Source organism: Neolewinella lacunae (assembly GCF_014349155.1).
Classification (GTDB): Bacteria; Bacteroidota; Bacteroidia; order Chitinophagales; family Saprospiraceae; genus Neolewinella; species Neolewinella lacunae.
Map to the genome: position 1 here is coordinate 1 of NZ_JACSIT010000092.1, position 25953 is coordinate 25953.

Sequence of the window (25953 nt, forward strand, 5' to 3'; positions counted from 1 at the left end):
GGGGCCGTCTAAAAAGTCAGCCCCAAAGCTGTGGGGTGCGCCACGGTGGCTGTGCTGGTTGCGTTCTGACACATTTAAGAAAAAATATGTGTTCCTTTTTTGGGCCTCCCCACATGCTGGGTGGGCCTTCAGGGAGTTAAAAATGCCGTCTAGACGGATTTTTGGGCCGTTTTAGGTCATTTGGGCCCTTTGTACGACCGGAGTAAGCAGACTACGCCCTTGCTCAATCGATAATTTATGTAATCGACGAAGATTTGTGGCTATCGAAAGGAGGCCCATCTCAATGTTAACCCCCGTAAGTCCCTTTAGTGTAAACCGACGTCTTCCCAGATTGGCCTTCAAGTTGCCAAAGAAGCCCTCGACTTCTGCGTTACGGCGCAGGCACTTTGCTCTACCCTCTTTCGTGCTCAGACGAGCTCGGGCTTGCTGGCGATAGCTTTGACCTTTGTGGCTAATGGTTACCACTCGGTTGCCGTCTTGTTTATGACACATCCCGCGCAAGGGGCAGCCTATGCAATTGACGGCTTTGTACTTACTTGTTTCACGGATATACCCACTTGCTGTTTTCTCCTCTCCCTCTCCACAATACGTCATATGCTGACCCATGGGGCATATCAGCACATTTTGCTCTTCGTTATAGTATAACTGGCTTGGCGCAAATGGCGCTTTAAGTACTCCTTGCTCTTCCTTGTAATAGCCCGGGTATTTGAGGTAGGCTTCTATCTCCTTGCCCTCACAATAGCGATAGGCCTCTTCGTTGCCATACCCCGCATCGGCTGTAATGGCCTTGGGCAAGTTCAATCCGATTTGGCTTAAGATCGATTCGGTGTCTTCAAGATGAGGAATGAGGCAGGCCGCATCAGAAGGCGTCTGGTGCATTGTCCAGTTTACAACAAAGTGGTTTTCCGTTCCCACTTGAGCATTGTAGCCGGGTTTTAGCTCCCCGTTGCCCAAGTGGTCGTCTTTGGGCCTCATGAACGTAGCACCATGATCCGTTTTAGAGTAAGACGACCGATCTCCCAGTAATTCTTGCTGGCGCTCATATTCCTGGAGTTTGGGCAAGGACTTGCTCTCCAGGTTTTTCAGTTTTGTCTTTGCCTTTTTGACCTCTTTGGCTTCCTCCTTGGTGCTGGGGGACTGACTTTCTAAGGCTTTGTTGAGTCGATCAATCGTTTCTTGGACTGCTGCACTGTCGCTGAGTTTGTCCCCTTGATCATCCCCATCGGCAGCTTGCTCATCCTCTTTATCCGCTTTTTCACATAAAGCGTCAATCTGAGAAACGATCATCCCTATCTGGTCTAGCACCGACTTCTTGTAACGCTCAACGTTTGACTTCCAAACGAAGGTGTACCGGCCAGCTACTGACTCCAGTATAGTGCCATCTAAAAAGTAATCATCCAGCTTGACATAGCCTTGTTCATGTAAAGTCAACAAAACGTGGGCAAACACTTCCTTTACCCGGCCACCCATGCGGTGCTTGCGAAAGTTATTGATCGTATTGTGATCGGGAGTGGACATCCCACTTAGCCACATGTAGCACACGTTCTCATAGCAAGCCTTCTCAATCGAACGAGATGAGTACACCCGATCAGAATAGGCATAAACCAACACCTTAAGCAGCATCCGAGGAGAGTACGCGCTACTGCCACCTCCTAAATAGGTGCTTAGGATCGAATCAATGTTCATCCCATCTATAATCTGGCTGATCAGCCGCGCCTTATGATGAGGCGGTACCATGTCGGCAAGATGTGGAGGGAATAGCAAGCCTTGGTTCTGGAGGTCAGGCTTGAAAACTGCTCTTTTTGTGCTCATCGGCTACGGGGATGGGAACAGCCTCAAAATACTACTTTTTCGTATTTTGTACCAGAATGCCCCCCTAGTAGACTTTTTAGACGGCCCCAGGGATGGTAGGTCAGGAGTGAGGTTGGTTATTATTTACCTTTTTGGCCCTTTTCTCCCTTTTTCCTTTACTCCCTTAATCCGGTCCGGATAATCAGTAATGATGCCCGCTACGCCCAGTTCGAGCAGCTCCCGCATGCGGGTGGTATCGTTGACCGTCCAGGGCACCACGCGCATGCCCAGGGCGTGGGCTTCGGCCATGAGGGCGGCATCGACGTGGATTTCGTAGGGACTGTAAATCGGCGGCGTGAAGCCAATGGCAGCCATCTTTTCAGACAGTCCGCCGGGGAATTCATCCAGGTAAGCCAGTTGTAAGTCGGGGCGCTTGGCGTGAATGATGGCCAAAGTGGGCGGATCAAAACACTGCAAGGTGACCAACTCGGGGTGGTTCCAGGCGTCGATATCGGCTAAGACGAGGTCCACAAAAGTATCGCGGGAGGGGACGAAATGGGGCTCTAAATCCGCTTCGTACTTCAGTTCGATGTTGTAGCGGGGCGAAGGGCGTTGGTTTTGCACGCAGTAGCGGTCAACGGCGGCGAAAACGGCGGCCAGGGTGGGTTTGTGGGCGGGGCGCTGGGCCTGCTCCGGGAAGCGAGGGTGGGGGAGTTGTCCGCAGTCGTAAGTCGCAATTTCCTCGGCCGTCAGGCTGCGCAGGCTGATGCGGTCTTCTTCGGCGGCAGAGAGTTTTTCGCCGTTGGGCCCCAAACAGATTTCGGCGCTCATCCAGGGTTCGTGGCTGACGATGACGCGGTAGTCGGCGGAGATCACCACGTCGAGCTCCAGCGTCTGAACTGCGGGGTAGCTCAGCGCCCGGAGGAAGGCGGGGATGGTATTTTCGGGCAGGAGGCCACGGCAGCCGCGGTGGCCTTGCCAGTCGATGGCCGTGCTGGTTTCGGGCATGGAGTCGTTTTTTTGGGGCGCCGGAGCGCAGGTGCAAAGTAAGAAGACCAGGAGCAGGGGGAGGGAAGGCTTCATGGCGCTAAGGTAAGGCTGAAGGGTCTCGGGTCCGTAAAGATGTTGGCTTCCGGTGATGAACCAGAGTTGTTTACCGTTAATTGAATGCTCGTTCATGTTGGTTATTGGCCGTAATAGGCGTTTTTTCCGTGTTTGCGCTCGTAGTGCTTGCGAATAAGGGCGTCACTAAGTCTGGGAGCGTTGGGGTTAATCTGGAGGGTAAGTTGTGCCATGCGTGCTACCTCCTCCAATACTTTGCTATGGTAAACGGCTTTTGCTGCGCTTCCTCCCCAGGTGAAAGGGCCGTGATTGCCCAGCAAAACCATCGGCACTTCCCGGTAGTCAAGTTCCCGCGAGGCAAAACAATCGGTGATTTGTCGTCCCGTATTGTGTTCGTAGTTGCCCGCAATGAGTGCTTCATCCATGGGCGGGGCGCAGGGGATGTCTACCGTAAGGTGATCAGCGTGGGTGGTGCCGAGGATGGGAATATCGCGCTGTGCTTGAGCCCAAGCCACCGAGTAGGTCGCGTGGGTGTGCGCGATGCCGCCAATCTCTTCCCAATTTTTGTACAACCACGCGTGGGTGCGGGTGTCTGACGACGGACGTAGTTTACCTTCGACCACATTGTTGTCGAAATCGAGGATGACCATATCCTCTGGCGCAAGCTGTTCGTAAGGTACACCGCTGGGTTTGATGGCAAATGTGCCTCGTGCACGGTCAACCGCACTTACGTTGCCAAAAGTATAAATGACGAGGCTCAACGCCTGGAGTTCCATATTGGCCTCGTAGCACGTTTGCTTCAGTTCTTGATAGTTGGACATAATTAGTGTTCTATGGTTGAGGGATTTGATTTGACGGTTTGTGCCTCGACAAATGCGCCAATGGCTTCGTACTTCCGCAACAAGGGGTGGAATTGCTTTACTCTTTTTGGTTCGGAGCCGTAGTCGAGTCCGATCACGTAATCTTTCGTCTCTTGCATGGGAAATTATTGCAGTTTAACGGTGTAGAGCACGAACGCATAGCCCGGGAGGCTCGTGTTTAGCATGCCTTTGCTTACTTCCGCTTGGCCAGCGACCGGGCTGATTTTCGTCGGCTCCTCGAAAGAATTTACCGCGTCCAATGCATCAGAAACCATAGTGAGGGTCTTAACCGTTCCATTCGCCTTCGCACCTTTGATGTTGATGGAAAGTTCCTGGGCTTTTGCTCCGGTGTTGACCAGCTTGATGATCAGTTCGTTGGTCGCTGCGTTGCGTACCGCCGAAGCGTAAAGGTCATTTTGCCCCGTTAAAGCCTTTCCTGCTTCGGTAATGCTCAGCAAATCAGTGCCAGGGTGGTTGGCGTACATTTTTTGCACGTAGTAGTTGGCCGTACCGTAGGCCGAAAGGTTGTTGAACCAAATCATATCCGGCGTCCATTGCCAACCCTCAGCGTGGGCCATCAGCGGGGCGTAGGAAGTCATTACCACAATGTCGGCATTGCGTTCCATTCCGGTCATGTAAGCCGCTTCCGAAAGTGCACACTCCCAATTGTTTTTATTGTCGGGGCTGGCAATGGCTACACTCTGCGCGGCGTACTCCCCGGCAAAGATCTTTGGGCCATTGCGGTCGTAATCATCGTAGCGCGTAGCATTCTGCCGGAACCACTCCGGGGAACGGTAGTAATGTTCGTCTACCAACTCTGCGTTGAGCTTGGTAAGCTCCTCCATGCCGTATTCAAACATTTCTCCGTCGGGGAACGGACCACTGCCCGATACCACCGTGATATCGGGATACTTGCTTTTGATGGCAGCATCGAAAACTTTGTAGCGCTCGATATAGTCTTCACCCCACTGCTCATTCCCTACACCGATGTACTTTAGGTTAAAAGGCTCAGGATGCCCCATATCACTACGCAGTTTGCCCCATTCGGTATTTACCGCACCGTTGGCGAATTCGATTAAGTCGAGTGCATCGTCAATGTAAGGGCCCAGTTCATCCATCGGGACGAGTTCCCCGGTATTGAATTGGCAGGCCATTCCACAGCTCAGGATGGGCAGGGGCTCCGCGCCCATGTCTTCAGAAAGCTGGAAGTACTCAAAGAAACCTAAACCAAAACTCTGGTAGTAATCTGGCGTTGGGCGGTGGTCAAACTCCGTATTCCAACGATTGATCAGGAACTCCCGGTCCTCCACGGGGCCGACCGTCTTTTTCCACTGGTAGCGCCGGTCCAAGGTCCGGCCTTCAACGATACAGCCTCCGGGGAAGCGGAGGAAGCCCGGCTGAAGGTCGTCCAAAAGTTGCACGAGGTCCTTGCGCATGCCTTTCTTGCGGCCCTTCCACGTGTCCTGGGGGAAGAGACTGATCATGTCCAGGTCAATCTCCCCCTTGCCGGTGAAGGTCAGCTTCAACTGCGCTTTCTCCACGGTCTCTGCTACGGAAATAACGGCCTCGTATGTCTTCCAGGCACTTCCGGAAACGCTTAGCGTAGCTTGCCCGACAACTTTGCCAGCCCCATCCACAATTTGGGCAGTAATTCCGGAGATGTTTCCCGCCTGCACCGCCGCCTGTAGGGTTAAGTCGTACTGCTGGCCAGCAACTACCCCCATGCCCCGAAATCCTTCGTTGAGCAACTGGTATTTATCCCCTTTGACGATCACTTTCAGGTAATTGGCTTTTTTCCCACTGCGGTCCTCCTTAACCACCGCGCCAATTCCCGATCCTTCGTTCATCGACCAGCGGTCGGAGTTGGGCTCCAGCCAACCTGTCTTGGGAAGCGTAAATTCAAAACTGCGGTTTTTGACCATCTCCGCGTAAAGGCCACCGTCCGCAGCAAAATTGATGTCCTCAAAAAAGATGCCGTACATCGTTGGCTGGATCGCCGCCCGGGATGTTTCCGCATCCACCGTCAAGGTCCGCGCATTGCTGCTGGCCTGGCTTTGCAGTTTATTTACGCTACACGCTGTAAATAGCAAAAGGATGCCCGGCAAAAGTGCAAAAATTGATTTCATGCTTTTTTTTTTAATTTCAAATTAGTCATTAGCTCAGGGTGTGGCTCGTTTCAGCCATACTTTCATTTTTCCGACGCCCCGGTTAGACCAGGCATAGTAAGGGACGGCCGTGAGTTGCGCGTTGCGCACCACTTGGATACCGCCCAGAATGTCCTGTGCCTCCACCGCAAAGGCATCATCGACCGAGACCTCGATGTTTTCGAAACTGCTAGGATTGTCAATCGATTCGACGGCGTAAACCAGGGGGCCCCGTTCCAGTGCCAGGTGTTCCCGGTTTTCCTCCACTTGTTCGGCGGCCACTACCTTGCGCACGGGCATGGGAAAGGACAGCTCCACACGGTCGCCGGCTTGCCAGTTGCGCGTTACCGTGAAGTAGCCGTTTTCTACCCGAAGGTCCAGCACCTCGCCGTTGAGGGAGATGGTGGGAGATTGTTCGGCTTGCCCCAGGTAGGCGTACAATTCCCCCGGCATCGGTACGTTCCTGGCCCACGAAGGCACCCGGAATTTGAGGGTGGCAGAGCTTGGGGCCGCCGGATTTACCTCAATACTTACTTGGCCATCCCAGGGATAATCCGTGCGTTGCCGAAGACTAAACATCGTGTTTCCCAGCGCAATCTCGGCCGTACTGGCGGCGTACAGATTGGTGAAGATGCTTTGTTCCCCCGTAGCGTACAGTAAACCGGGGACCGCGGGGAGGAAGCGGATGAGGTTGGTGGGGCAACAGGAACAGTCAAACCAGTTTTGCCGCGTACACGAGCCGAAGTTGGATAGGTAGACGCCGTCAGAAGCCAGCGCGTTGGGATAGAAAAATTTGGTGCCGTCCAACGAAAGCCCCGCAATCAAGCCATTGTATAAGGTGCGTTCCATGACGTCCAGATACTCCACTTTTCCCGTCTTACGGTGCAAGCGCTGCGCCCAGTAGACGCTGCCAATCGCGGCACAAGTCTCCGCGTAGGCGGTCAGGTTGGGCAGCTCGTAGTTCTCTCCAAAAGACTCCCCTTCGTGGCGGGCCCCAATCCCTCCGGTCAGGTAGGTTTTCTTACCCACCATATTTTCCCACAAACGGTCTACCGCACTGGCGTAGGCTTCGTCGTTCATCAACACCGCAACGTCGGTCATTGCCGCGTACATGTAGACCGCCCTTACGGCGTGACCGACTACTTCCGTCTGCTGCGTTACCGGAAGGTGATCCTGGGAATAAGGGCCGTACAGTTTGTGGTTGTCGGCATTACCACGGTTGTCCAGAAAGTAGCGCGCCAACTCCAAATAGGCTTGTTTGCCCGTAAGCTGATAGAGCTTAATGAGGCCGGTTTCAATAATTTGGTGGCCCGGGACGTCCTGGATTTTTCCCGCTCCCTCCCCGAAAGTAGCCACCATCAAATCTGCGTTTTTGAGCGCGATGTCCAAGAAATTTCGCTTGTTGGTAGCCAGGTGATGAACCACCGCAGCCTCGTACAGGTGGCCGGCGTTGTAGAGTTCGTGGCTCGCGCCCAACGATTCCCAGCGTACGCCCTGGTCTACGGCCACCCACTTTGCCGGGGGCGCAGCGGGATTGATCGTCCGCCAGGTCGTTAAATACCCGTCTTCCTCCTGGCCCACCGCAATGATCGCGATCAGCGTATCGAGCAAATGGCTCAATTCATCATTCGGAGAGCTGATCAGGGAATTGGAAGCGCCCTCGATGATTTTGTAGAGGTCCGTATCGTCAAAAGGCATCGCCCCTTTTACCGTCCCGGGCAGCTGGCCACCGGCAATCAGGAAATTATCCATCCGGCCTTCCTCTTCGCATTTTTGCAGCGCGTACGCAATGGTCTTTTCCTGGACCCGCCGGATGATGGGGAGCCAGAAGTTGTCCTCCATCTTCACGTTCTGGATGTCTACCGGCGCCAGTGCGTAAGCAGGCGCAACGTTTTCGGGCGCGGCCGCAGGTGCCGTGGGCTGACAGGCAGCAAGCCACAAACAGCAGCTGAAGCAAACTACTGCACAGCATCCCCGTGCCGTAAGCGCAAAATGGATAAAAGTGGTCATGTTCTCAATATTTATCGTTTAACCGTGGCTTTCGTAGCAGCTGCCTGGCCTTGCTATTGGCTCCGCCTTACTTTCCCTGCACCTGCGTCCGCGCCCTCCTTAATTGTTGTCCTCCGGGAAGGCACCAATTCTGGTAAAAAATGGAAAAGTTAACAAATTTTCGCAAAAGTCAAACTTAGCTTAAAGCCTCCGCAAAATTTGCGCACCTGCTGCTGATACCGCGTACTTTGGGACATAATAAACGCATAAACGTTCCCGCCATGAAACAGCAAACATCATTCTTCTCCCTTCTCCTCTTCTTTGCGCTGTGCCTGCTGGCATTGCCCGCCAACGCCCAGCGGCCCACCAACCCCCGCGGCAGTACCACGCCGACGACCACGACGGCCGGCACCCGCAGCGGCGAAACGCGGCAGCCCTCCGCAGTACGTACCGGACCTTCCACCACCCGCAGCGCCACCCGCCCGAATAACACCGGCACGACGAGCACCAACTCCAACCCCCGCCGGCAAACGTCCTCCACGAGCACGCCGCTGCCCCGCAATACGAACACGAATACCGACCCCAACTACTGCCCCCCCGGCGGCAACAACCGGGCCGCGACCAACAACAATAACAACAACCGGAACCGTGGCAACGCCAGCGGCTGGGGAAGCACCCGCCCGGCCACCAGCTACGGGACTTCCCCCGGCGCCAACACGACGGTACGGACTTACCCCACCAGCGGCGGCGTGAACGACACGTCATCCACCCGCGGCAAGAAAGGCAAAAAGAAAGACCGCTTCGGTGGATTCGACGATGTCTACCGCCAGGACTAAACCCCTCACAGATTAATCCCCTCTGAACAAAGTCATTCCCCATTTTCCCGATCCCGTTCGCCATCCCGGTGTACGGGATCGCTTTTTTTTTGGGGGAGGGTGGTGTGCGGGGCGCAGCTGCTTTCTTGTGGGATGCTCTTTGGCAACTTACCTTTGGTGCTATGCACGAGTCTTCCCCACCTTCTCCCACCCTTGTTGAAAAAATCTGGGACCAAAAAGTCCCCCAACTCCTGGGCACCTACCTGGCCGTAGGATTTGGTGTTTTGCAATTTGTGGAGTTTGTCATCAACCGCTACCAGTTTAACTCCGCCTGGATCGATCGCTACCTCTTGCTGTGGCTCGGCTTGATTCCTGCCGTTAGTCTGTTGCTGTACTACCGGGGCTTACCGCCCGGTGGCCGGGGGAGCGCGGGAATCTGGAAACGGGGGGTGTTCTTCCTCAATCTGCTGATTGTCGGCCTCGTGGTCATTGCCGTTCCGGGCAGCGCTGGCGGGCCGGCGCTGGAAAAAGTGTCGGTGGCGAACGTCGCCGGTGACCTGGTGGAACGCCTCGTGCCCAGCAGTTCCGCTGTGCAACGCGTGGCCATCTTTGAATTCGAGAACGAAAACCCGGCGACCGACGAAGGGTGGTGGGGAATGGCCTACGCCCTGCTGCTGAACGATTACCTACGGCAGCGTCCGGAGGTGCTGACAACCAGTCCGGTAGCCCTCAACAGCTACTACGACCGCGTCGAGGAGAAAAAGTACAATGCCCTCAACACCGCTACCCAGCGGAAAATCGCCCAGCGGGCCAGGACGGACTATTTCGTACGGGCCACCTACAAGCTGAACGAGCTCACCCACGAAGTCAACGGAGCCCTGTACCGCACCAAAGACGGAAAGGCCGTGCAGACCCTTTCCACCAACGCAGGCAGCATCTACGAAGCGGTCGAGAACATCGCCGCCCAGATCAACGACTTCCTGCCCCTGTTGCGGGAGTTGGACGGAATAAGCACCCAGCTGCCCGCCGCGTCCTTACTGACGGACCAACCCGAGGCCCTCGAAGCCTACACCAAAGGCGTCATTGCCTTTGACCTGCAGCCCAACCAGCTTGAAGTGGCGATGGGCCATTACCGCACCTCGCTGCGCCTGGACCCCAACTGCGCCATCTGTGCCTACGAGATGGGGGATAAATTTTATGGCATGGGCAAAAAGGACAGCTCCCTGGTCATGCTCCGCAAAGCCACGCGCCTGGCCGAAGTGTTGCCGGAACGCGAACAGTACGGCTACAAAATGATGCTCCTCAACGTCTCAGGGGAGTACGAAAGCCTGGCCAAATTGATGGAGTCGTACCGGCGGACTTACCCCTACGAATACTACCCCTACCAGGTGTTGGAAAGTTATTATACTTTCACCTACGGGCTGGATTCCACCATTCATTTGATGGAGCAGGCGGCCGCCGTTTCCGATCGGGAAAAAGCCCTCAACAGTCTCTACAAACTGTACCTGAAGGCTGAGCGCTATACGGACGCCGAAAACACCGTCAAAGACCTCGAACAGGAATTCCCTGACCCGGAAATTACCCAGCGCCGATTTGCGGAAGTATACCGCAGCGCCGGAGACATCACCAAGGCCAGAGGCATCCTCCAGGAGATGATCGCCGTCGATCCACTAAACATTGAATTGCAAAACCAGCTCCTGCAGTTGGAGCTTTCCTCCGGCAATTTCTTCGGTGCGGAGGACCTCGCCCGAAAGGTCCTCCAGCAAGCGACTACGCTGACCGACAGTGTCACTGCCTGGACCGTCCTGATCCAGGCCTTCGCCAACCGCGGAGAAACCACCCGGGCCCTGGAGGAACTTACCGGGTATGAACAGCGCATTGCCGCAATCACCCCGCGTAGTGTGCTGGTCCTCCAAAATGCCTCTTTCCGTACCGTCATCGTTACCCAAACCGAGCAGTGGGCCAAGGCTAAAGCGTACATTGAACAAGTGGCGGAATACGATGCGGAGCGGGCCGAGCTTCTCGCCTGTTATCTGCCTATTCAGATGCTGGCCCTCGGTCAGGAAATCCCCGAAGCCATCGAAAAGCTGCGTTCCTGCGAAGCCCTCTTGGCGGCCACCGGCCCGGCCTACGCCAAAAGTCGGGAAATTTTCCTGCTGGTAGCAGATAAGGAATACGCTGCCGCTGCCGACCGCATAGACAAAGAACTAGCCGCCAAAGTAGACGTGGCCGAAACGAGCACCTACGCCATGGTTAATCGCCGCGCGGGCCGCTACGATCGGGCCATCGAGCTGATCCGGACCAAAACGGACAAGGGCTATACCCACCCACTGTACTTCCTGGAACTGGCCAAGACCCTGGTGGCCAAAGGGGAAACCGAAGCGGCGCGCGAACCCCTCCAAAAGGCCCTCGATACTTACCGCAACGCCGACCCCGATCACCTTTTCGCTAAGGAAGCCTTGGCGTTGGCAGCGCAGGTGGGGTTGAATCAGTAACTGCTTCCCGAAGCCATTGCAGCAAGCGGTTGGGGGTCCGGGATAGCAAGGTGGAGCCTCGGGCGAAGGAAATTGTAAACCCTACGGCGAAGCAAGATCCTGTCTCGCTTCGCCGTAGGGGTAAACCGCTGCGTCTTTTCAGGGTTTTCGCCCGTTATTGTTTGAGGTAGCGCAGGGGAGCTTGCTCGTCAATGCGGATAATGTACACGCCGGAAGCCAGGTTCGTCAGGTCTACGGCGCGGGTATTGGCAGCCATTAAAACCCGCTGACCGGTGAGGTTATATACTTCGATGCGGAGGGGGATATCCTTTCCTCCCGCTATGTTGAGGTGCCCATTGCCGGGATTGGGGTAAATGCTGAGGGGCGTACTTTCCAGGTCGGCGGCAGTTGTTACCTCCCGTTCTTCCTCCCAGCTTGGACGGGAACTACCACAAGAATTAACCTGTCCGTTCAAGCAGGCATTGTTGGAAACGTATGAAAGGCCTAGATTTGAGTTGCAGTTGGTCAGCCTTACGACGGGTTTGTTACTGCTGTTACTGTTCAGATTGAAAACCCAAGCTTTTTCGCTGCATTTGTTAGCTATGTTGAGCCCCACGACTTCAATTGTAGCGTTTTGTACCCGGCTGATGTTCCCCACGTTACAATTGTTGTAATTGCCGCCGAACTGAAAAAAGTTTGGAATTTTCGTTTTACCAGCAGGAACCTGATAAGCAAAATTGACAAATTCCAGCTTCATCTTGCGGAACTCGCAGGCATCCTTCCGCTGCCAACTGACGACCCCAGAATTGTAATCGGTGCCGTTATAGTCCGCAATCACTTTGGTGTCCACAATTTTACAGAACTGTCCGTTAGGGAAGTCAGATCCCCAACCCACCTGAAAGGGGGAACCATTTTTGCGGTGGTAAATAGTGCAGTTCTTTACCAAGGAAACTTCCTGGACGTAGAGCGCATCGTCGTCGACGGCAATGCGACTATTGCGTACCTCAGATTTGCTGTTGGTTTGTCCGTGTACTCCATCAGTAGTCAACCCAGTACTGATCAGGTCGCAATAATCAACGATCACCTTTTTGGCCGCCCAGATATGGAATTTACGGGGATTTCTGGACTTGATTCGGTTCACCTTCAGGGTGCCTGTGCCTTCGTAGCGGATGGCGGACTCTCTGCGACATTCTTTTAGGGCGTTCTGGAAGGCTGCATCAGTCGCATAATCTTCGCGCTGGGCATAACATACGCCACCTTTCCCCTTAATCTCGGTAGTGATTTTAGCCCATTCGTTCTTTGACCACTGGGTCGTGGTCGAATGGCCAGCGACGATGAACTCGGAATGGGTATTCGAATTGGGGATCAGGAACGAACCCGTGATCGTTACGTCCTTCTGGAGTTGAATTTTTTTCCAGCAACTAGGTACTAGAAACTTTGTGCCAATGTCCACACTCTGGTAGAAAGTCGCTACACCATTGCTGTAGGTGTATTTGAAGTTGGAGTCGCTGGAGCACTTACCGGATGCGGCAGTGGCTTGCCCGAGGGCAAAGAGAACAATAGCGCTGAGCAATACTGCGCGCTGGAAGATAGATAACAATTGCATGATGTATGATTTTGCGTAGGTACGGGAGCAGGTCTTGCCTTAAGTCAGATGTTTATGACGCAGCGCATAATAAGGAGTTGCAAAATTTTGATTAGCTCATTTCCTACTGTAAAAAAAAGTATTGGTTTGTTTTTTGGGCTCACCGAAAGTGTAGCCGGAATTGCTGAGGTATTCGATCGTTATCCCCTTACTGGGCGAGCACGTAGCCAAGGCCGTGAGGAGTATGTCCAAAGCCTACTGCTTTAATGTCCTGCGGTGGTATTACAGGTATGGGGCTCTACCCCCCCCAGTGTGCTGCGGGGAATCGCTCCAATATATGGGGTAATGGAGCCGGTGCAACCAGCAGGTTTAAGTTTGGAACGATTTCGCTATAGACTGGGACGAAATTGACGGGGGTTGTTTCTTGCGGATTGGTAATACGGAAATCCAGAGTTATTTGCCTAACGCAGTACCCGAAGTATATTTTATAAATGCCTCTTTTTACCTTTTCGACAATCCTGGAACAAAAGCCGAAGCCGGCACAAATTCCTTAAACTCCTTGATTTGAATATTGCGGTAATAGATCTCCGCCGTCTCACATTGTAAGCCGATGATGCCTTTGCCGAGGCTGAGCTCGGTGGCGTAATTGACCAGTTGGCCATTGAGTTTGTGGATGGAATAGGTGCTGTCCATCACAATCACTTCGCAGGTGTTCCAACCGCCATCCAAAGCGTGGTATTTGGCGTTGGCGGCGCGGTGTTCGCCCTGGCGCTTGGCGGTGGGCTGGCCGCCGTTTTGGGGCAGAGCAAATTTATCGTCAGCACCCTTCGTCCATTGAAACAAGGTATTGGAAGCCCAGTAATCTCCGGTATGGTTTTCTTCGGTCAAGTGGTTATACCGGACCTGGTATTCGATGCCGAAGGGCCAGATTTTATCGTCGTAAACGTGGTAATAACAGCCAGCGTCGTACTGGAATTGGTCGAAATTATTGAAAATCTTTTTGCCCCATTTATATTCGAAGCGAAAAATGTAGCGATCGTAGGCTTTTTTGGTATACATCAGCCCGTGCAGCGCGCCCTTGTTTTGGGTCAGGTTCAGGCTGTCGGGGTGGTCCTTGAATACGTGCACCATACCGTCGCTGACGGCGAAAATGCGCTTGGCTTCTGCGGCGTCTCCGTTGCGGATTTTCAGGTTCCAGTTGTCCAGATCTTTTCCATTAAATAGGTCGACGAAACCGCTTTCGGAGGTGGTGGACAGCTTTGCGCTGTTCTTGTTACAGCTGAAAAGGAGCAGCGGAAGTGCAAATAAGAGGAGTAGCTTTTGCATGGATAAAGTGCTTGAAATTGGGCGCGGACGCAGGTGCAAAGGAGGAGATAAAAGAGCGGGGTAAGACCAATTCACTGCCGTACTACCCAAACTACCCAGTCCATTTCTACTTCTGCGGGTGGGACGGGCACGGCTATTGCACCGTTCACTGCATCCTGCGTCCGCGCCCGAATCGCATACTGCCCCGTGCGTGGGTTGAAGAGGGAAACGGCGTAGCGGCCCGCTGGCACCTTTAGGGTATTGGCGGGTTTTTCGCCCATTTTCAGGAGGATGAGGTAAGCCTTGCCCGGCTGGGCCAGTACCCAATCCTGCTCGCTGCTGGTCAATTCATTATTGGGCAGCATGGCGGGCAGCGGCGGGCGGTTGTCCGCCAGAAACGCAAGTTGGTATCGGCACTGGTCCCAGAATTTGTCGCGGCTGCGAAAGTCCTCGCACGTGAGGTCGGAGTGATCGTGCTGGTAGCCGAAGTACCATTCCGCTCCCCAGCCACCGGCCAGCAAGTTGCCCCACAGCGCATTCTGGCGGGCCAGATTGTGGGCATTGGCGTGCTTACCGTTCACGTCAGCATCGGGGACGAGGCTGTGCTGGGCATCGCCGGGTTCGTCGATGGCGATGGCCCAGCCGACCTTTTCCTCGGCGGCTAATTGGTGCCAGCTGCGGATGTTGGGATACACGAGGCGAAAATCCGCGTGGTGGGTCTGCAAGGATAAGCCGCTGTATTTGCTCTCGGGGCCCAGCAGATCGTAAAACTCCTGTCCGTTGTGAATGACGACGTGGTGGCGGTAGGGGTCGTTTTCGTAAAAAAAGCGGGCCATGGCCAGTCGCTGGGTAGTGGTCTGCCACGGGGTGGGGTGGTTCTCAACCCAGCGGCCGTTTTCTTCCCCCATGTTCCAGTTCAGCGCCAGGTGGTGGCCGAAGCGGGCAATCAACTCACGGTAGTAGAGTTTACGCTGTGGCCCCAGGTCTCCGCCATCCAGCAGGCCCTGATTTTCCATCTCAGCGGTCTTGAAGTGCAAAAACATCCCCCTGCTTTCGCCGTGCTGGAAGATGATTTCCCACTGGGCGAGCTTACTCACGTCCATGCGCTCGTAGTCATCGTACCTCAGGTAGGGGAACACGTTGCGGTCGTCGCCAGCGATGTTGAGGGTCAGAAAGCTGAATACATTGAGCCCCTTTTCGGCGAGGTAATTGATCGCTCCGATCAAGGCTTTCCCCTTGCCGTCTTTCCAGGTGGGGTCCCCGGGCCGCCAGTCGGGGAGGTGCGGAGCCCAGCTTTTTACCAATTGGTCTTTATGGCCATCGTCGTGAAAGGTTCCGTCAAAGTCGGCGTAGGACAGCAAGTTTTCCGGTGCGTCCGTACCGACTTTGTAGAAGTACTCCCCGGTTTCGGCCCAGACGGGGTATTTACGCCCGTGAAAGAGGAGGCGCCCCCGGGAGCGGAAGTGATCAGGGGCTTTGTCGTTGGCCGCGACCTCAAAACTCCCCCGCTTCCCGTCGAAAGGGGGCATTGGGTCGCCGGCCCGCGGGTGGTCGGCTACCGCTACGTTGTTGCCCCGGCGAAAGCTGACCTCGTAGGTCCAACGGCCAATGCGGTCGGGCACAAAATGCACCCTCCAGCGGTCTCCGGCACTGGCACCGGTATTGGCCGCATCGCCGTCGGCGGCAAAATATCCAGGGACTACGTAGGTTACGGAGTCGTGGCGGAAGGTGACGTCCATCCGGTAGTGCAAAAAGGGATTATGCTGGTGGTTTTCCGACGTTTTAGGGCCGGTCTGCTCCAGGGTGATGACGTGCCATTTTTTGCGTTCACCCTCGATCTGGACCTGGGCGGACAAGGCCGCTGTAGCCCAAGTGCAGAGAACAAACAAAGGAAGCATTCGGCAAAGGAGAGGGAGCATTACTTACGGGAAGATTTGCGGGTGAGTAATTCATCGAGCTGCCGGGCCAGAGTGGCCTGTAATTCCGTTACTTTTGCTTGGCCCGCCAGGTTGCTTTCTTCCAGGGGGTCTTCTTGCAAGTCGTAGAGTTCCTCGCCACCGTCGCGGTAGCGGATGTAGCGGTAGCGGTCGGTCCGTACGGCGTGGTTACCTTCTAAGAAAGTGTTGAGTATAGGGCGCTCCCACTGTAGAGCAGGATTTTCGAGGAGGGGAGTGAGATCATCGCCGTGAACGTGGTCGGGGCGGGGCAATCCAGCCAGGGAAACGACGGTGGGGTAGAGGTCCTGGAGGCTGGCTAAGATCTCCGTAGCTTGGCCAGAGGAGGCTCCTTTGCGGCTTGGGTCGAAGATCATCAGGTTGCAGTGGTTGGCCGCGTCCCAGAGGGTGATCTTGCCTTCGCGCGCTTTATCGCCGATGTGGTAGCCATGGTCACTCCAGAGGATGATGATGGTATTGTTGGCTCGGGGACTTTGCGCCGCCAAGTCGAGCAAATGCCCGATGTTTTCGTCGGAATAGGCGATGGTAGCCAGGTAGGAGCGAAAAAATTCCCGCCACGCAGCCAGGTCGCCGTCGGGCCCCACCTGCTCGATGCCGTAGGCGAGCATTTCGCGGAAAATATTGTCAGGGCCAGTGCGGTTCCTACTCCAGTTGGGGAGGTCCTTGAGGTCTTCGAGCACCCATTCGAGTAATTCCCGGTCAATATCCATCTCACTTTCGGGGAAAAGATCGAAGTATTTCTGGTTGGCCACCCAGGGCAGATGGGGCGCAAAAAAGCCGCAGGCGAGGAAGAAGGGCTGCTCCGCTGGCAATTGTAAAGTCCGTTTTTTGCCGTGCATATCGACGATGGAGGCCTTGCCCTCGATCAGCAATTTGCCGGTAAAGTCGGCATTGACGTAATCATTCGATAATTCCCGGGGCAACTCCGTGACCCCAAAACGGGAGTAGTGAAATTCGGAGCGGCCCTGGGGTTCCCAGAACTTGGAGATCTTTTGCTTCTCGCGTACGTTGGCGGCTTTGGTCGCTCCGGTCCCCGCGTGAACTTCTACCCAGTCACTCCAGGAGAACAGGCGGTCGGGCCAGTCGGAAAAAACCTCCCGGTCCAGGTGGCTGTGCCCCTTGTGGAAGATTTTGCCCAGGCCAGCCGTGTAGTACCCCTGCTCCTTGAGGTACTCGGGTAGGGTCGTCGTCTGGGCCAACGATGCGGAGTGCCGAAAATGCTTGCGGTGGTCGTAATAGCCGGATACGTGAGGCGGTACCCCCGTCAGCAGTGCCGTACGCGACGGTCCGCACAAGGGATAGGGCGTATAGGCGTTGCGGAAGGTCAGGGCCCGGCCAGCAAAACGCTTGAGGTTGGGCGTCAGTCGTTCCACGACCTTTTGGCGTACTGCGGGGTCTTTGTAGACCATGCGCAGGAAATTATTGGGGTGGTCGCCGAGGACGGAATTGTAGGCATTAAGGTCGTCCACCGCAATGAAAAGGAAGTTGGGCGGTGCAGGCTCCTGTGCCGGCAACAGCGGAGCACTCAACACGATCGCCAGAAGAACGATAAAACCGACGGAAGAATGACTGAGCATAAGAAACTAGAATTATAAGTGATGGAGTAGTGACTACCACTTGACGGTTTGCGGGGTATAGGTAGGGCCTTGCGCCGTGACCTTGCCGTCCTGGATGGTGAGCGGGTCTATGACCAATAGCGGGGCTTCTTCTCCCTCCGCTTTCAGAATGCCGTGGCAGGAAAGCCAGTAACGACCGTCGGGGCCAAGGAAGATTTCGTTGTGGCCCACCTGGTTGAAGGGAGAATCCGCGTCGCCCGTGTACGCAAAGCCGTTCTTAGCCGTCGCGGCTTCACTTTGCGCTCCGTAAAAGGGATTGTTCTCCGCCTTCGTCCAGGGGCCGGTGATTGCGGGGGCACTGGCGTAGCCGATTTCGTAGCCCCGCGTCCAGCTGGAATAGAAAAGGTAGTAAGTATCCTTCTCCTTGATTACGTAAGCTCCCTCGATCCCGATAGCGTCCCAATCGTGGTACTTGGCCACCTTGGGTTTCATGCTGGTGCCGTCGTAATTGGGCTCCAGCACCGGCTGGCCACTTGCGTCGTAGGCAAAGTCTACCGCTGCAGGTTGAATTGCCGTGGTCGGTTCCGTTTTTAAGGTAGCGGTAGCCAGGTCAATTTCGGCAAAGCCGATGCCAAACTCCCGTCCCCGGTTCCAGAAAGCCCAGACTTTTCCGTCGTCGTCTTCAAAAAAGGTGAGGTCGTTGCCGTTGGTCAGCGGCTGGTCTTCGGTCACTACCGTGTAGGGTCCTTCGACCTGGTCCGCCACTGCGTAGCCCGTAAACTGACTCGCGTAGCCCAGGCTGTCGTTGCGTGCGTTGAACAGGGCGTAGTATTTACCACCAATCCTGTGAATCTCCGGAGCCCAGAAGCGCCGGTGGTACCACTTGTCTGCCCCTCCCGCTTTGACCACGTAGCCCCGGTCTTCCCAGGTGAGTAAGTCCGTAGAACGGTACAGCACCACGCCTTTATTGTAGCTTTCCGGGCCACTTTCCTGCCGGCTCCAATGGGGGTAGGAGGTACCGGTTAGGTACCAGTATCCACCGTCCCAGAAGACCTGGCAATCCCGTAGTCCCTGGGGGTTGATCCCCTGCCGAATGGGGTTTTGGTAGGTAAAGCTGTTACTTGTTTGCGTTGCACTGCGCTCCGCAGGGGAAGAAGCACAGCCTGCAAATAGCAGGAGAAGCAAGGCAATTAACGGCGGTGTGCGAAGGAAGTCTGGATCAATCATAGCGAAAAGGGGGCAGAAAAGGAAGTGGTTATGGAAGGCGTATTCATCGCGGGCCTTCGTACGCAGCGGGCGCACCAAAGATGGCCCGTAAGCGTTGGGGATTGAATTTTGGCTTTCGGTCGAAGGTGAAAATGCCGTTGACCTCTTGGTGAACATCCGTCAGCTGGGTGTAGGTAAAGCCCGCAATCAAGGGGTGGTCGGTCAGCACTTTGGTCAGTTCGGCAATCTTGTCTTCTACGGCACTGGCGGTTTTACCGTAGCCCCACTTCGCACGCCCACCACCCCGGATGGCGGAAGATGCGTATTCCGGGAGCCAGAAGGTGCCGCCGTACTCGTCCATCACGTAGGGTAGGGTACCGTCATATTTGGTCTGGTAGCCCGCCAGCGTATCCCCTTGGTTGTACCAGTCCCAATTGACGTAGTAGGCCGAGTCGGGCAGCTGTGCGTAGTTTTCCCGGAAGGTCTTGGCGTTCTGGGAGTAGTCGTGGACGGTCCAAATGTCGGTCTTGATGTGCAGGAAACCACTGGTGGTATTGATGGGCCGCGTTGGGTCTAAGGCCCGGGTGAGGTCATAGATTTCCCGCACGGCGCGGTCATAATTTTCCAGACCTTGCTTAGGACTGTGCACTTCGTTGAGCGGGGTCCAGGCGATGATGCTGGGGTGGTTCCAATCGCGTTGGATGGTTTCTCGCCATTCCCGTTGCACATTCAGCAGGGCTTCGGGGGCGTTGTAACTGCGGTCGATGCCCCAGTCAGGAAACTCCGCCCAGGTGAGGTAGCCCAGTTTATCGGCCCAGTAGTGGAAGCGCTCCTCAAAGACTTTTTCGTGCAGGCGGGCACCGTTGAAGCCCACCGAAAGGGCCAGTTCGATGTCTTTTTTCAGGGCGGCGTCGCTCGGGGCGGTCCAGACGCCATCGGGATAATAGCCTTGGTCCAGTACAAAGCGCAAAAAGATGGGTTCGTTATTGAGGAAGATCCTATTCCCCACCTGGTGGATTTTGCGCATGCCTGCGTAACTTTTTACTTCGTCGACGACCCGGCCGCTGGGGTCAAGCAAGGCAAAGCGCAGGTCGTAGAGGTAGGGATCTGCAGGAGACCAGGTACGGGGCTGCACGAGGGGCAGTTGCTGGACGAGGTGGCTGTTTGCCTGGTCCGTTTGCCGCAGCACTTCCCGGCCGGCGGCGTCGAAGACGGTGGTCTGAAAACGAAAACCAGCGGGGAGTTGCCGGAAGACCGGGCGCACGGTAAAGCGCTCGTTATCCAGGTCTGGGACAACGCGGGCGCTTTCCAGGTAAGACGCAGGTCGTGCCTCCAGCCAGACGGTCTGCCAGATGCCCGTCGTGCGGGTGTATTTGCAGCACCCCGTGTTGCCGAAATTCAGGCTTTGCTTGCCAGCGGGCTGAACGCGGCTGCGAACATCGTCTTCCGCTTTCACGACCAGGTCGTTGACCCCATCCCGGAGCTGGTCCGTTACGTCCAATTCAAACGATGCACTACCGCCGTAATGGTTGCCGATATGCTGGCCATTAACCCAAACTTTGGCCAGGTAGTCCACGGCCCCGAAATGGAGGATAACGCGGTCTTGCCGCCAGCCAGCTGGTACAGAAAACTGCCGGCGGTACCAAACGGCGTCCATAAAGTCCAGATGCTCTACCCCGGAAAGCCGGCTCTCGGGCGGGAAGGGGACCGTAATGCGGCGATCGTAGGCTGCGGCGTCCCCGACGAAATTTCGTTCCTCGCCCGTATTGCTGTAGTCGATCCGGAAATCCCAGGCGCCGTTCAAATTGAGCCATTTGGCCCGTTCAAACTGGGGCTTGGGATGCTCCGGGCGGGGCATTGCGGGCGTTCCGGTTTGGGCGCGGACGCAGGTGCAAAGGAGCAAACAAAAGAGCAATGGGAGGTAGTGCATGTCGAGAAAGCGCGAGTTGGTAGATAGGAGGATTCGCAAAGGGAATGCGGCTTAAAGGCGCAACACCCGCCGGGTAAGGCTCCCGGACTGCCCGCTCAGGCGGAGGAAATAAACGCCCGCCGGAAGGTGGCCCAGGTCGAAGGTGCCGCTACTGGGCGCGTCGAAGACCGGGTTGCCAATGCGCTGCCCCGTGGCCGAAAACAAAGTCAGCGTCAGCCGTTCTCCCCCCGGCAAACCGGAGTAATGGACGGTACCCCAGGTTGGCGTTGGCGAAACCTGAAAACCAGCGTACTGGAGGGGAACAGAGGTGGTGGGGTTGGTGGCACAAAAGCGGATGGCGTCGGCGGTGGCGGGGTCCCGGTCAACGAATTCATCCACGTTGTCTTCGTCAATGGTTTCCCCCGCTACGCTTACGTTGCAGAAAGTGACGTTTTGCACGCGGAAGATTTGTCCGTTGGTCAGCACCGCTCCCCGCAGGTCGCTCTGGGAAGCGAACGGGGTTTGGTTAAAACCATTGCCACTGAAACTCACCTGCTCGCCCGTAATGGTGACGTCCCGGAGGATCAGTCCATCGATGAAGCCCAGGCTTCCCCCGGGCGGAAGTTGAAAGTCATTGTTATCGGCCTTCCCACTGTTGGTGTGCAGGTTCATGATGGCGGGTACATTACCGTCTACGTGGAGGCCGGAAATGATGATGTTGGTTCCCCGCATGTCGTAATCGAGCTGAGAGGCAACTAAGCCGTTGTTGTTTCCACGGCCGCGCCACTGGGGGTAAATGATGTAGTTGTTGCGCAATACGGAGTTTTCTGTGTTGTACGCTCCGTCCCAGCCGTACGTGATGATCGCCCCGTTGAAGCCCTGCCAGATGACGGTTTCCGTTACCAGCAGCCCTTTGTTGTAAAAGACGTCGTCGCAGACGTGCAAAAAGCAATGGTTGACCCGGTTGTTTTCACCCCAGGGGCGGAAGCCGTCGTTGTTGGGGTGCCAGGCCCAGGTTTTTACGCGTTCGTAGCGGGCGTTGCCGTTGCCCATATTGACGCCGTGGAAGGCTCCGTCGCAGACGATGATGCCCTCTGCGGTATTGTTGCTGCCGTTGATGCCGACGTGGGCTTCGATGGGGTCAAAAGAATCGACTCCGAGGACGCCGCCGTTGTTGCCCAGGTTTTTTGACCACTTGTAATCCCGCCCGGTCAATACCCCCCGGCCGAAGATGCGTAAGTTGCGGACTTGCCCTTGCTGCATATACATTCGGCCGTGGACGTAGGCACCGGGGGCGAAGTAGATGTTTTTGTTGTCCCGGTTGGCAAAAGAGGCCAGGTTCCCGCCGTTGGGGTAGGAGGTACGGGTGTCGTGGTAGCCGGGCGGGAAGTACAGGGTCTGGGCTTGGTTCAAGACGGCGGGGTCGCTGTCGTCGGAGTACACCACAACGCCGGGGTCGCCGGGGTTAGGAGCGTTGGCTTCGGGTGGCTCGGCGAAGACCATCAGCATGTGCTTCACGACCCCGTCGGAGGTATGGCGGTTGTCGCTGGATTTGAAGTTGACCGCCACGTAGTCCGCCGCTTCCAGGGTAAAGGTAGCCGTACGGCCATCGGTGCTCAGCGTAGGCACAATGCCAAAAGGAGAAGGAACAACTTCCACCTCCGGTGCGCCGCTACCGAACAACTTGGTAACCGAGACGGTGACGGGCTGGCTGAAGTTGGCGGCAAACATCGTCCAGTTCATGGTCCGGCCACCTTTGAATTCCTCGGCAAAATTGGGGATCTCAATGTCCTTGGACTCTGACATGATGACCTGGGAGACCAGGGTTGCTCCACCCTGACTTACGGTGATGGCGTATTTATCCGATAGCAGTGCCTCTCCCTCGGCGGTCGGCCAGTCATAGGTTAGCAGGGATTGCCCCTCCACAGGGGCCACCAGAAGGAAAAGACAGAGAAGACCAATAATGGATTTTTGCATGATTTGCTTATAGATCGGCTGATAAATGTGCAACACTAAAATCGCCTCACAATCTATTACTATACTGGGCGATGGTGCCGTGAAATGCGTTCAGGATTTTAGCGAATTTGTTTTAGACCCGTGTAAAAACGATTGTGGCTTCGGCAGGTCGGGGAAGGCTTACTGTTCTTGTTGCGGAGGGCGAGTATTGTGCCTGGGTACCCGTGATCAGCAGGCTTCCCGGCGTTGCACCCTTTGAATCATTGGGTTTTCGTGGGCATGAGTCCTATGGGAAGCTCCTCCGGTGAAGGAAGCTGGGCAGTGGCTTTTTTCCTTTATCGGTATTCCTTTGGCGATTTTATGCCAAAGGAGGTTTTTCGTTGCTGGCTCGCTGGCAATGGGCGAAGTTAGCGGTGTTAAAGAAATGAGAAAATGGTGTCCGCCCGCTCGAAATGGCGGCCCAGCTAACTTTTCCGGCGCTGGCCTTGGCCTGGTCTTCGGGAACGTGTTTATCCATGAAGCCACCGTTATGTTGTTACCCAGAGTTCCACGACTTCCAGTTATTATGCTGTTGTTTTTGATGGTCGCCGAAGGCCTCCGGGCGGAAAGCGTTGACGAATTTCAGCGTCATTATTCGGGGGAGACGGAATGGGATAGTGGGCTGGCGACCCTCACGATCACGGCAAGTGGTTTTCTCTGTTTTCCGGGTAAGAACAACCCCAACCGAAGTAAGAACACTGGCGAAGGGGCTGGGTACTTCATCTGGAACGTGCCGCCCGAAGTGCGCTCCATCATCATTGATTCCTGCGTTACGGTCAATGCGGCTTTTCATACGCAGGCGGCTGTACGGATCATTGGCCGGGATCGTCGGACGTCCATTATCTACGGTACTTCGATCCGGGACTGGGAGGACAACAATGGCACGGGGCGAATAAATGATGTGTATAACTATTCGGCCATCCAGGCCTTTGGCGGGCGACTGGTGGTGCGCAACTTATCGATTGTGGACCCGAAGGCCTTTTGTATTCGGGCTTTTCGGCAGCCAGCGGAGGTTACGGGGGTGAACTTCATTGACACGCGTGGCGGCTCGCAAAACCACAGCGACGGTGTTTCCGCTGGCCAAGGGAGCCTCATTGAGGATTGTTACTTTGAAACTGGTGATGACAACGTGAAGGTGTACGCTCCGGAAATGGTGGTGGCCAACTGTACCTTTAATATGGTAGAGAATGCTGTCCCCATTCAGCTGGGGTGGGGGGGCTACAGCGATGGGGCCAGCGCCACGATGTTGAATATCCTGGTGAAGGGCAACTCCGGTCGGCATTCGGCGGGCAATGCCGTCATCGGTGGCGGGCAAAAGGGAAAGGGGACCGTGACTTTACGCCTGCGGCACATGCGGGTAGACAATCCTAATGCCAGCCTGATCAACTTCAGGTCGCCGGGCCAGTACCTGGCGGGTGCGATTACGCAGTCCGCGATCCGGGTGAAGCGGCTCTACGGTCCCATGCCGGAAGGGGGAGACCTGGCCCACAGCACCCTGGACATAGAAGACAGCGAGGTACAATTCCTGGAAGCGGGGGAATGGATCGAGGATAAGGCCCCTGTACTCCGCCCCATTACGGGGAGTCTGGTAGGGGAATACGCCTTGCCGTCCTGCTTTCGCCCGACGGCGGCCGGATCGGTACAAGCCAGCAGCGAAGCGGGTAGGCGGTAGGGTTATTGGTCAACAAAAAAAATCAGGATGAAATCAACTTACTTGGCCTTACCCTTTTGCTGGGGGGCGATATTACTTTCCTTGCTTACAACTTGCACTGCACCTGCGGCCGCGCCCTCCGTTGTTGCTCGCGACATTTCGGTGCCCCAACCCAATATACTCTTCATTTTTTCCGATGATTTGAGCTTTCGGGACTTGAGCGCCTACGGCCAGCGCAATTACGCGACGCCCCACCTGGATGCCTTGGTACGGCGATCGACGCGCTTCACGCAGGCCTACACCGCTGCGCCGGAGTGTGCGCCCTCCCGGGGTTGCCTGCTTACGGGCAAACACGTGGGGCGGGGCCCCATCCGGATCAATTCCAGCGCGCGGGGCTTTGAACCCCTGCCGGCGGGAAGTAACACCTTTGCCGAAAAATTACAGCAAGCCGGCTACCGCACCGGGGTGGTGGGCAAATGGGGCGTTGGCTACCGGGGCAGCACCGGGGAACCGCTGCGGCAGGGTTTCGATTACCACTTTGGTTACTTAAGTCACTACGAGGCGCATTCTTATTTCCCGTTGGAATTATTTGAAAACGAAGAAACCTTGCCTTTGCGCGGAAACGATGCTTTCCCCCTGGAGACCCTCTACGCGAAAAAGGGTACGGAAAACAAGGCTTCGTTTGCGGAGATGTACAACGCCAGTGGAAAGCTGGAATACCTCGAACGCCCGGGCGCGACCTACGCACCGGATTTGATGGACCAAAAGGCGGCGGCGTTCATTGAAGAGAATAAGGACCGGCCCTTTTTCCTGTTTTTTACGACCAATTTACCCCACGGCCCGTCGATTGTTGACGACCTAAGGGCATTTAGTACGCGGGAAGAGATGGACATTAATTCGCGGGAATGGGGGGCGATGGTGCAGCGCCTGGACGAGAGCGTTGGGCGTCTCATAGCGCAACTCAAAGCAACGGGGACTTACGATAATACGGTGATTGTATTTGCCAGTGACAACGGGTACTCGATGCACAACCCGAAGCAGGATGTGGCGGGGGAGCAGTATTGGCCGGATGACCCCTGGTTGCTGAATAAGGGGCCGTTTCTGGGTGGTAAGTTTTCGGTTCGCGAGGGCGGCATGCGGGTGCCCTTCTTCGTCAGTATGCCCGGGCAGTTAGAAAGCCGGGTGGTGAGTACGCCGGTTTGGCTGGTGGATTTGTACCCCACTTTCGTCCGGTTGGCAGGTGGGGAAGTGCCCGCTGATTTGGATGGAGTGGCCTTGCAGCCCTTGCTCGGTGGGGGGGCGGGGACTTTTCCGGAGGAGCGTCCTTTTTATTTCTACAAGAACAACGAGCAGTCGGTGCGCAAAGGCGCGTGGTTTGGGTGGCGGGCCCACCCTGCGGCGGCGCTGGAGGTGTACCTGCCGGAAGAAGACCAAGCGTGTGCTTTTGATTTGGCTGGCGTTTACCCGGCGGTGGCGGCCGAACTAAGCCAATACCTGGATACCGTCCACCAAGACCACCCTTGGTACTGGAACCCTGGGGAGCGGGCCGAAGACTACCAGGCTAAAATTGCGCTGGCGGAAAAAACCGGGCAAATAATTCCCCGGTACCGCCCCAATCGTATGGCGCGAATGCCCTGGGAACGAAAATGAGGGCGC

General features: G+C 55.8%; 18 protein-coding genes. 4 read left to right on the forward strand and 14 right to left on the reverse strand.

Annotated elements, in window-relative coordinates; all coding sequences use genetic code 11:
• Positions 1–171 precede the first annotated feature (171 nt).
• The 6 genes from H9S92_RS08675 to H9S92_RS08695 all read right to left on the reverse strand — a co-directional run bounded on the left by H9S92_RS08675 (position 172) and on the right by H9S92_RS08695 (position 7867).
• Positions 172–1812 (reverse strand): IS1182 family transposase, encoded by a 1641-nt coding sequence (locus tag H9S92_RS08675; RefSeq protein WP_187464761.1) that lies wholly within the window; start codon positions 1810–1812, stop codon positions 172–174.
• 123 nt (positions 1813–1935) lie between these two features.
• The gene (locus tag H9S92_RS08680) at positions 1936–2970 is read right to left on the reverse strand and encodes a glycerophosphodiester phosphodiesterase family protein (protein ID WP_222936032.1); all 1035 of its coding nucleotides are present in this window, start codon (positions 2968–2970) and stop codon (positions 1936–1938) included.
• Between the two features lie 5 nt (positions 2971–2975).
• Positions 2976–3674, reverse strand: a complete 699-nt coding sequence (locus H9S92_RS08685) for an L-ribulose-5-phosphate 4-epimerase (RefSeq protein ID WP_187466324.1) — start codon at positions 3672–3674, stop codon at positions 2976–2978.
• A gap of 2 nt (positions 3675–3676) precedes the next feature.
• Positions 3677–3832: a hypothetical protein gene (locus H9S92_RS22000; RefSeq protein ID WP_222936033.1), complete on the reverse strand. Its 156-nt coding sequence runs from the start codon at positions 3830–3832 to the stop codon at positions 3677–3679.
• A gap of 6 nt (positions 3833–3838) precedes the next feature.
• Positions 3839–5839 (reverse strand): alpha-L-arabinofuranosidase C-terminal domain-containing protein, encoded by a 2001-nt coding sequence (locus H9S92_RS08690; RefSeq protein ID WP_187466325.1) that lies wholly within the window; start codon positions 5837–5839, stop codon positions 3839–3841.
• A 33-nt stretch (positions 5840–5872) separates the two neighbouring features.
• The gene (locus H9S92_RS08695) at positions 5873–7867 is read right to left on the reverse strand and encodes a glycoside hydrolase family 127 protein (RefSeq protein WP_187466326.1); all 1995 of its coding nucleotides are present in this window, start codon (positions 7865–7867) and stop codon (positions 5873–5875) included.
• Positions 7868–8127: 260 nt separating this feature from the next.
• On the opposite strand from H9S92_RS08695, the gene H9S92_RS08700 reads away from it, so the two are divergent.
• Together H9S92_RS08700 and H9S92_RS08705 are read left to right on the forward strand one after the other, a co-directional pair.
• On the forward strand, positions 8128–8682 hold the full coding sequence (locus H9S92_RS08700; protein ID WP_187466327.1) for a hypothetical protein: 555 nt from the start codon (positions 8128–8130) through the stop codon (positions 8680–8682).
• 161 nt (positions 8683–8843) lie between these two features.
• A complete protein-coding gene (locus H9S92_RS08705; RefSeq protein ID WP_187466328.1) occupies positions 8844–11156 on the forward strand; it encodes a tetratricopeptide repeat protein in 2313 nt (770 codons plus the stop codon).
• Positions 11157–11310: 154 nt separating this feature from the next.
• Here the strand turns inward: H9S92_RS08705 and H9S92_RS08710 are convergent, their stop codons facing one another.
• The 8 genes from H9S92_RS08710 to H9S92_RS08745 form a co-directional block, all read right to left on the reverse strand.
• Positions 11311–12741 (reverse strand): T9SS type A sorting domain-containing protein, encoded by a 1431-nt coding sequence (locus H9S92_RS08710; protein WP_187466329.1) that lies wholly within the window; start codon positions 12739–12741, stop codon positions 11311–11313.
• Positions 12742–13221: 480 nt separating this feature from the next.
• Complete coding sequence (locus H9S92_RS08715) at positions 13222–14046, reverse strand: 3-keto-disaccharide hydrolase (RefSeq protein WP_187466330.1); 825 nt, start codon at positions 14044–14046, stop codon at positions 13222–13224.
• Between the two features lie 71 nt (positions 14047–14117).
• Positions 14118–15881, reverse strand: coding sequence for a DUF5060 domain-containing protein (locus tag H9S92_RS08720; RefSeq protein WP_246463752.1), 1764 nt, complete (start codon positions 15879–15881; stop codon positions 14118–14120).
• Positions 15882–15943: 62 nt separating this feature from the next.
• The gene (locus tag H9S92_RS08725) at positions 15944–17557 is read right to left on the reverse strand and encodes a sulfatase (RefSeq protein WP_187466332.1); all 1614 of its coding nucleotides are present in this window, start codon (positions 17555–17557) and stop codon (positions 15944–15946) included.
• A gap of 33 nt (positions 17558–17590) precedes the next feature.
• Positions 17591–18721 (reverse strand): glycoside hydrolase family 43 protein, encoded by a 1131-nt coding sequence (locus H9S92_RS08730; protein WP_187466333.1) that lies wholly within the window; start codon positions 18719–18721, stop codon positions 17591–17593.
• Positions 18722–18806: 85 nt separating this feature from the next.
• Positions 18807–20672, reverse strand: coding sequence for a glycoside hydrolase family 2 protein (locus H9S92_RS08735; RefSeq protein WP_187466334.1), 1866 nt, complete (start codon positions 20670–20672; stop codon positions 18807–18809).
• A gap of 51 nt (positions 20673–20723) precedes the next feature.
• Complete coding sequence (locus tag H9S92_RS08740) at positions 20724–22628, reverse strand: T9SS type A sorting domain-containing protein (RefSeq protein WP_187466335.1); 1905 nt, start codon at positions 22626–22628, stop codon at positions 20724–20726.
• Positions 22629–22965: 337 nt separating this feature from the next.
• Positions 22966–23124 carry a hypothetical protein gene (locus H9S92_RS08745; RefSeq protein ID WP_187466336.1) on the reverse strand — a complete coding sequence of 53 codons (159 nt, stop codon included), beginning with the start codon at positions 23122–23124 and terminating at the stop codon, positions 22966–22968.
• Positions 23125–23172: 48 nt separating this feature from the next.
• On the opposite strand from H9S92_RS08745, the gene H9S92_RS08750 reads away from it, so the two are divergent.
• Positions 23173–24318: a glycoside hydrolase family protein gene (locus tag H9S92_RS08750; protein ID WP_187466337.1), complete on the forward strand. Its 1146-nt coding sequence runs from the start codon at positions 23173–23175 to the stop codon at positions 24316–24318.
• 81 nt (positions 24319–24399) lie between these two features.
• Positions 24400–25947, forward strand: a complete 1548-nt coding sequence (locus H9S92_RS08755; protein WP_187466338.1) for a sulfatase-like hydrolase/transferase — start codon at positions 24400–24402, stop codon at positions 25945–25947.
• Positions 25948–25953: the final 6 nt, after the last annotated feature.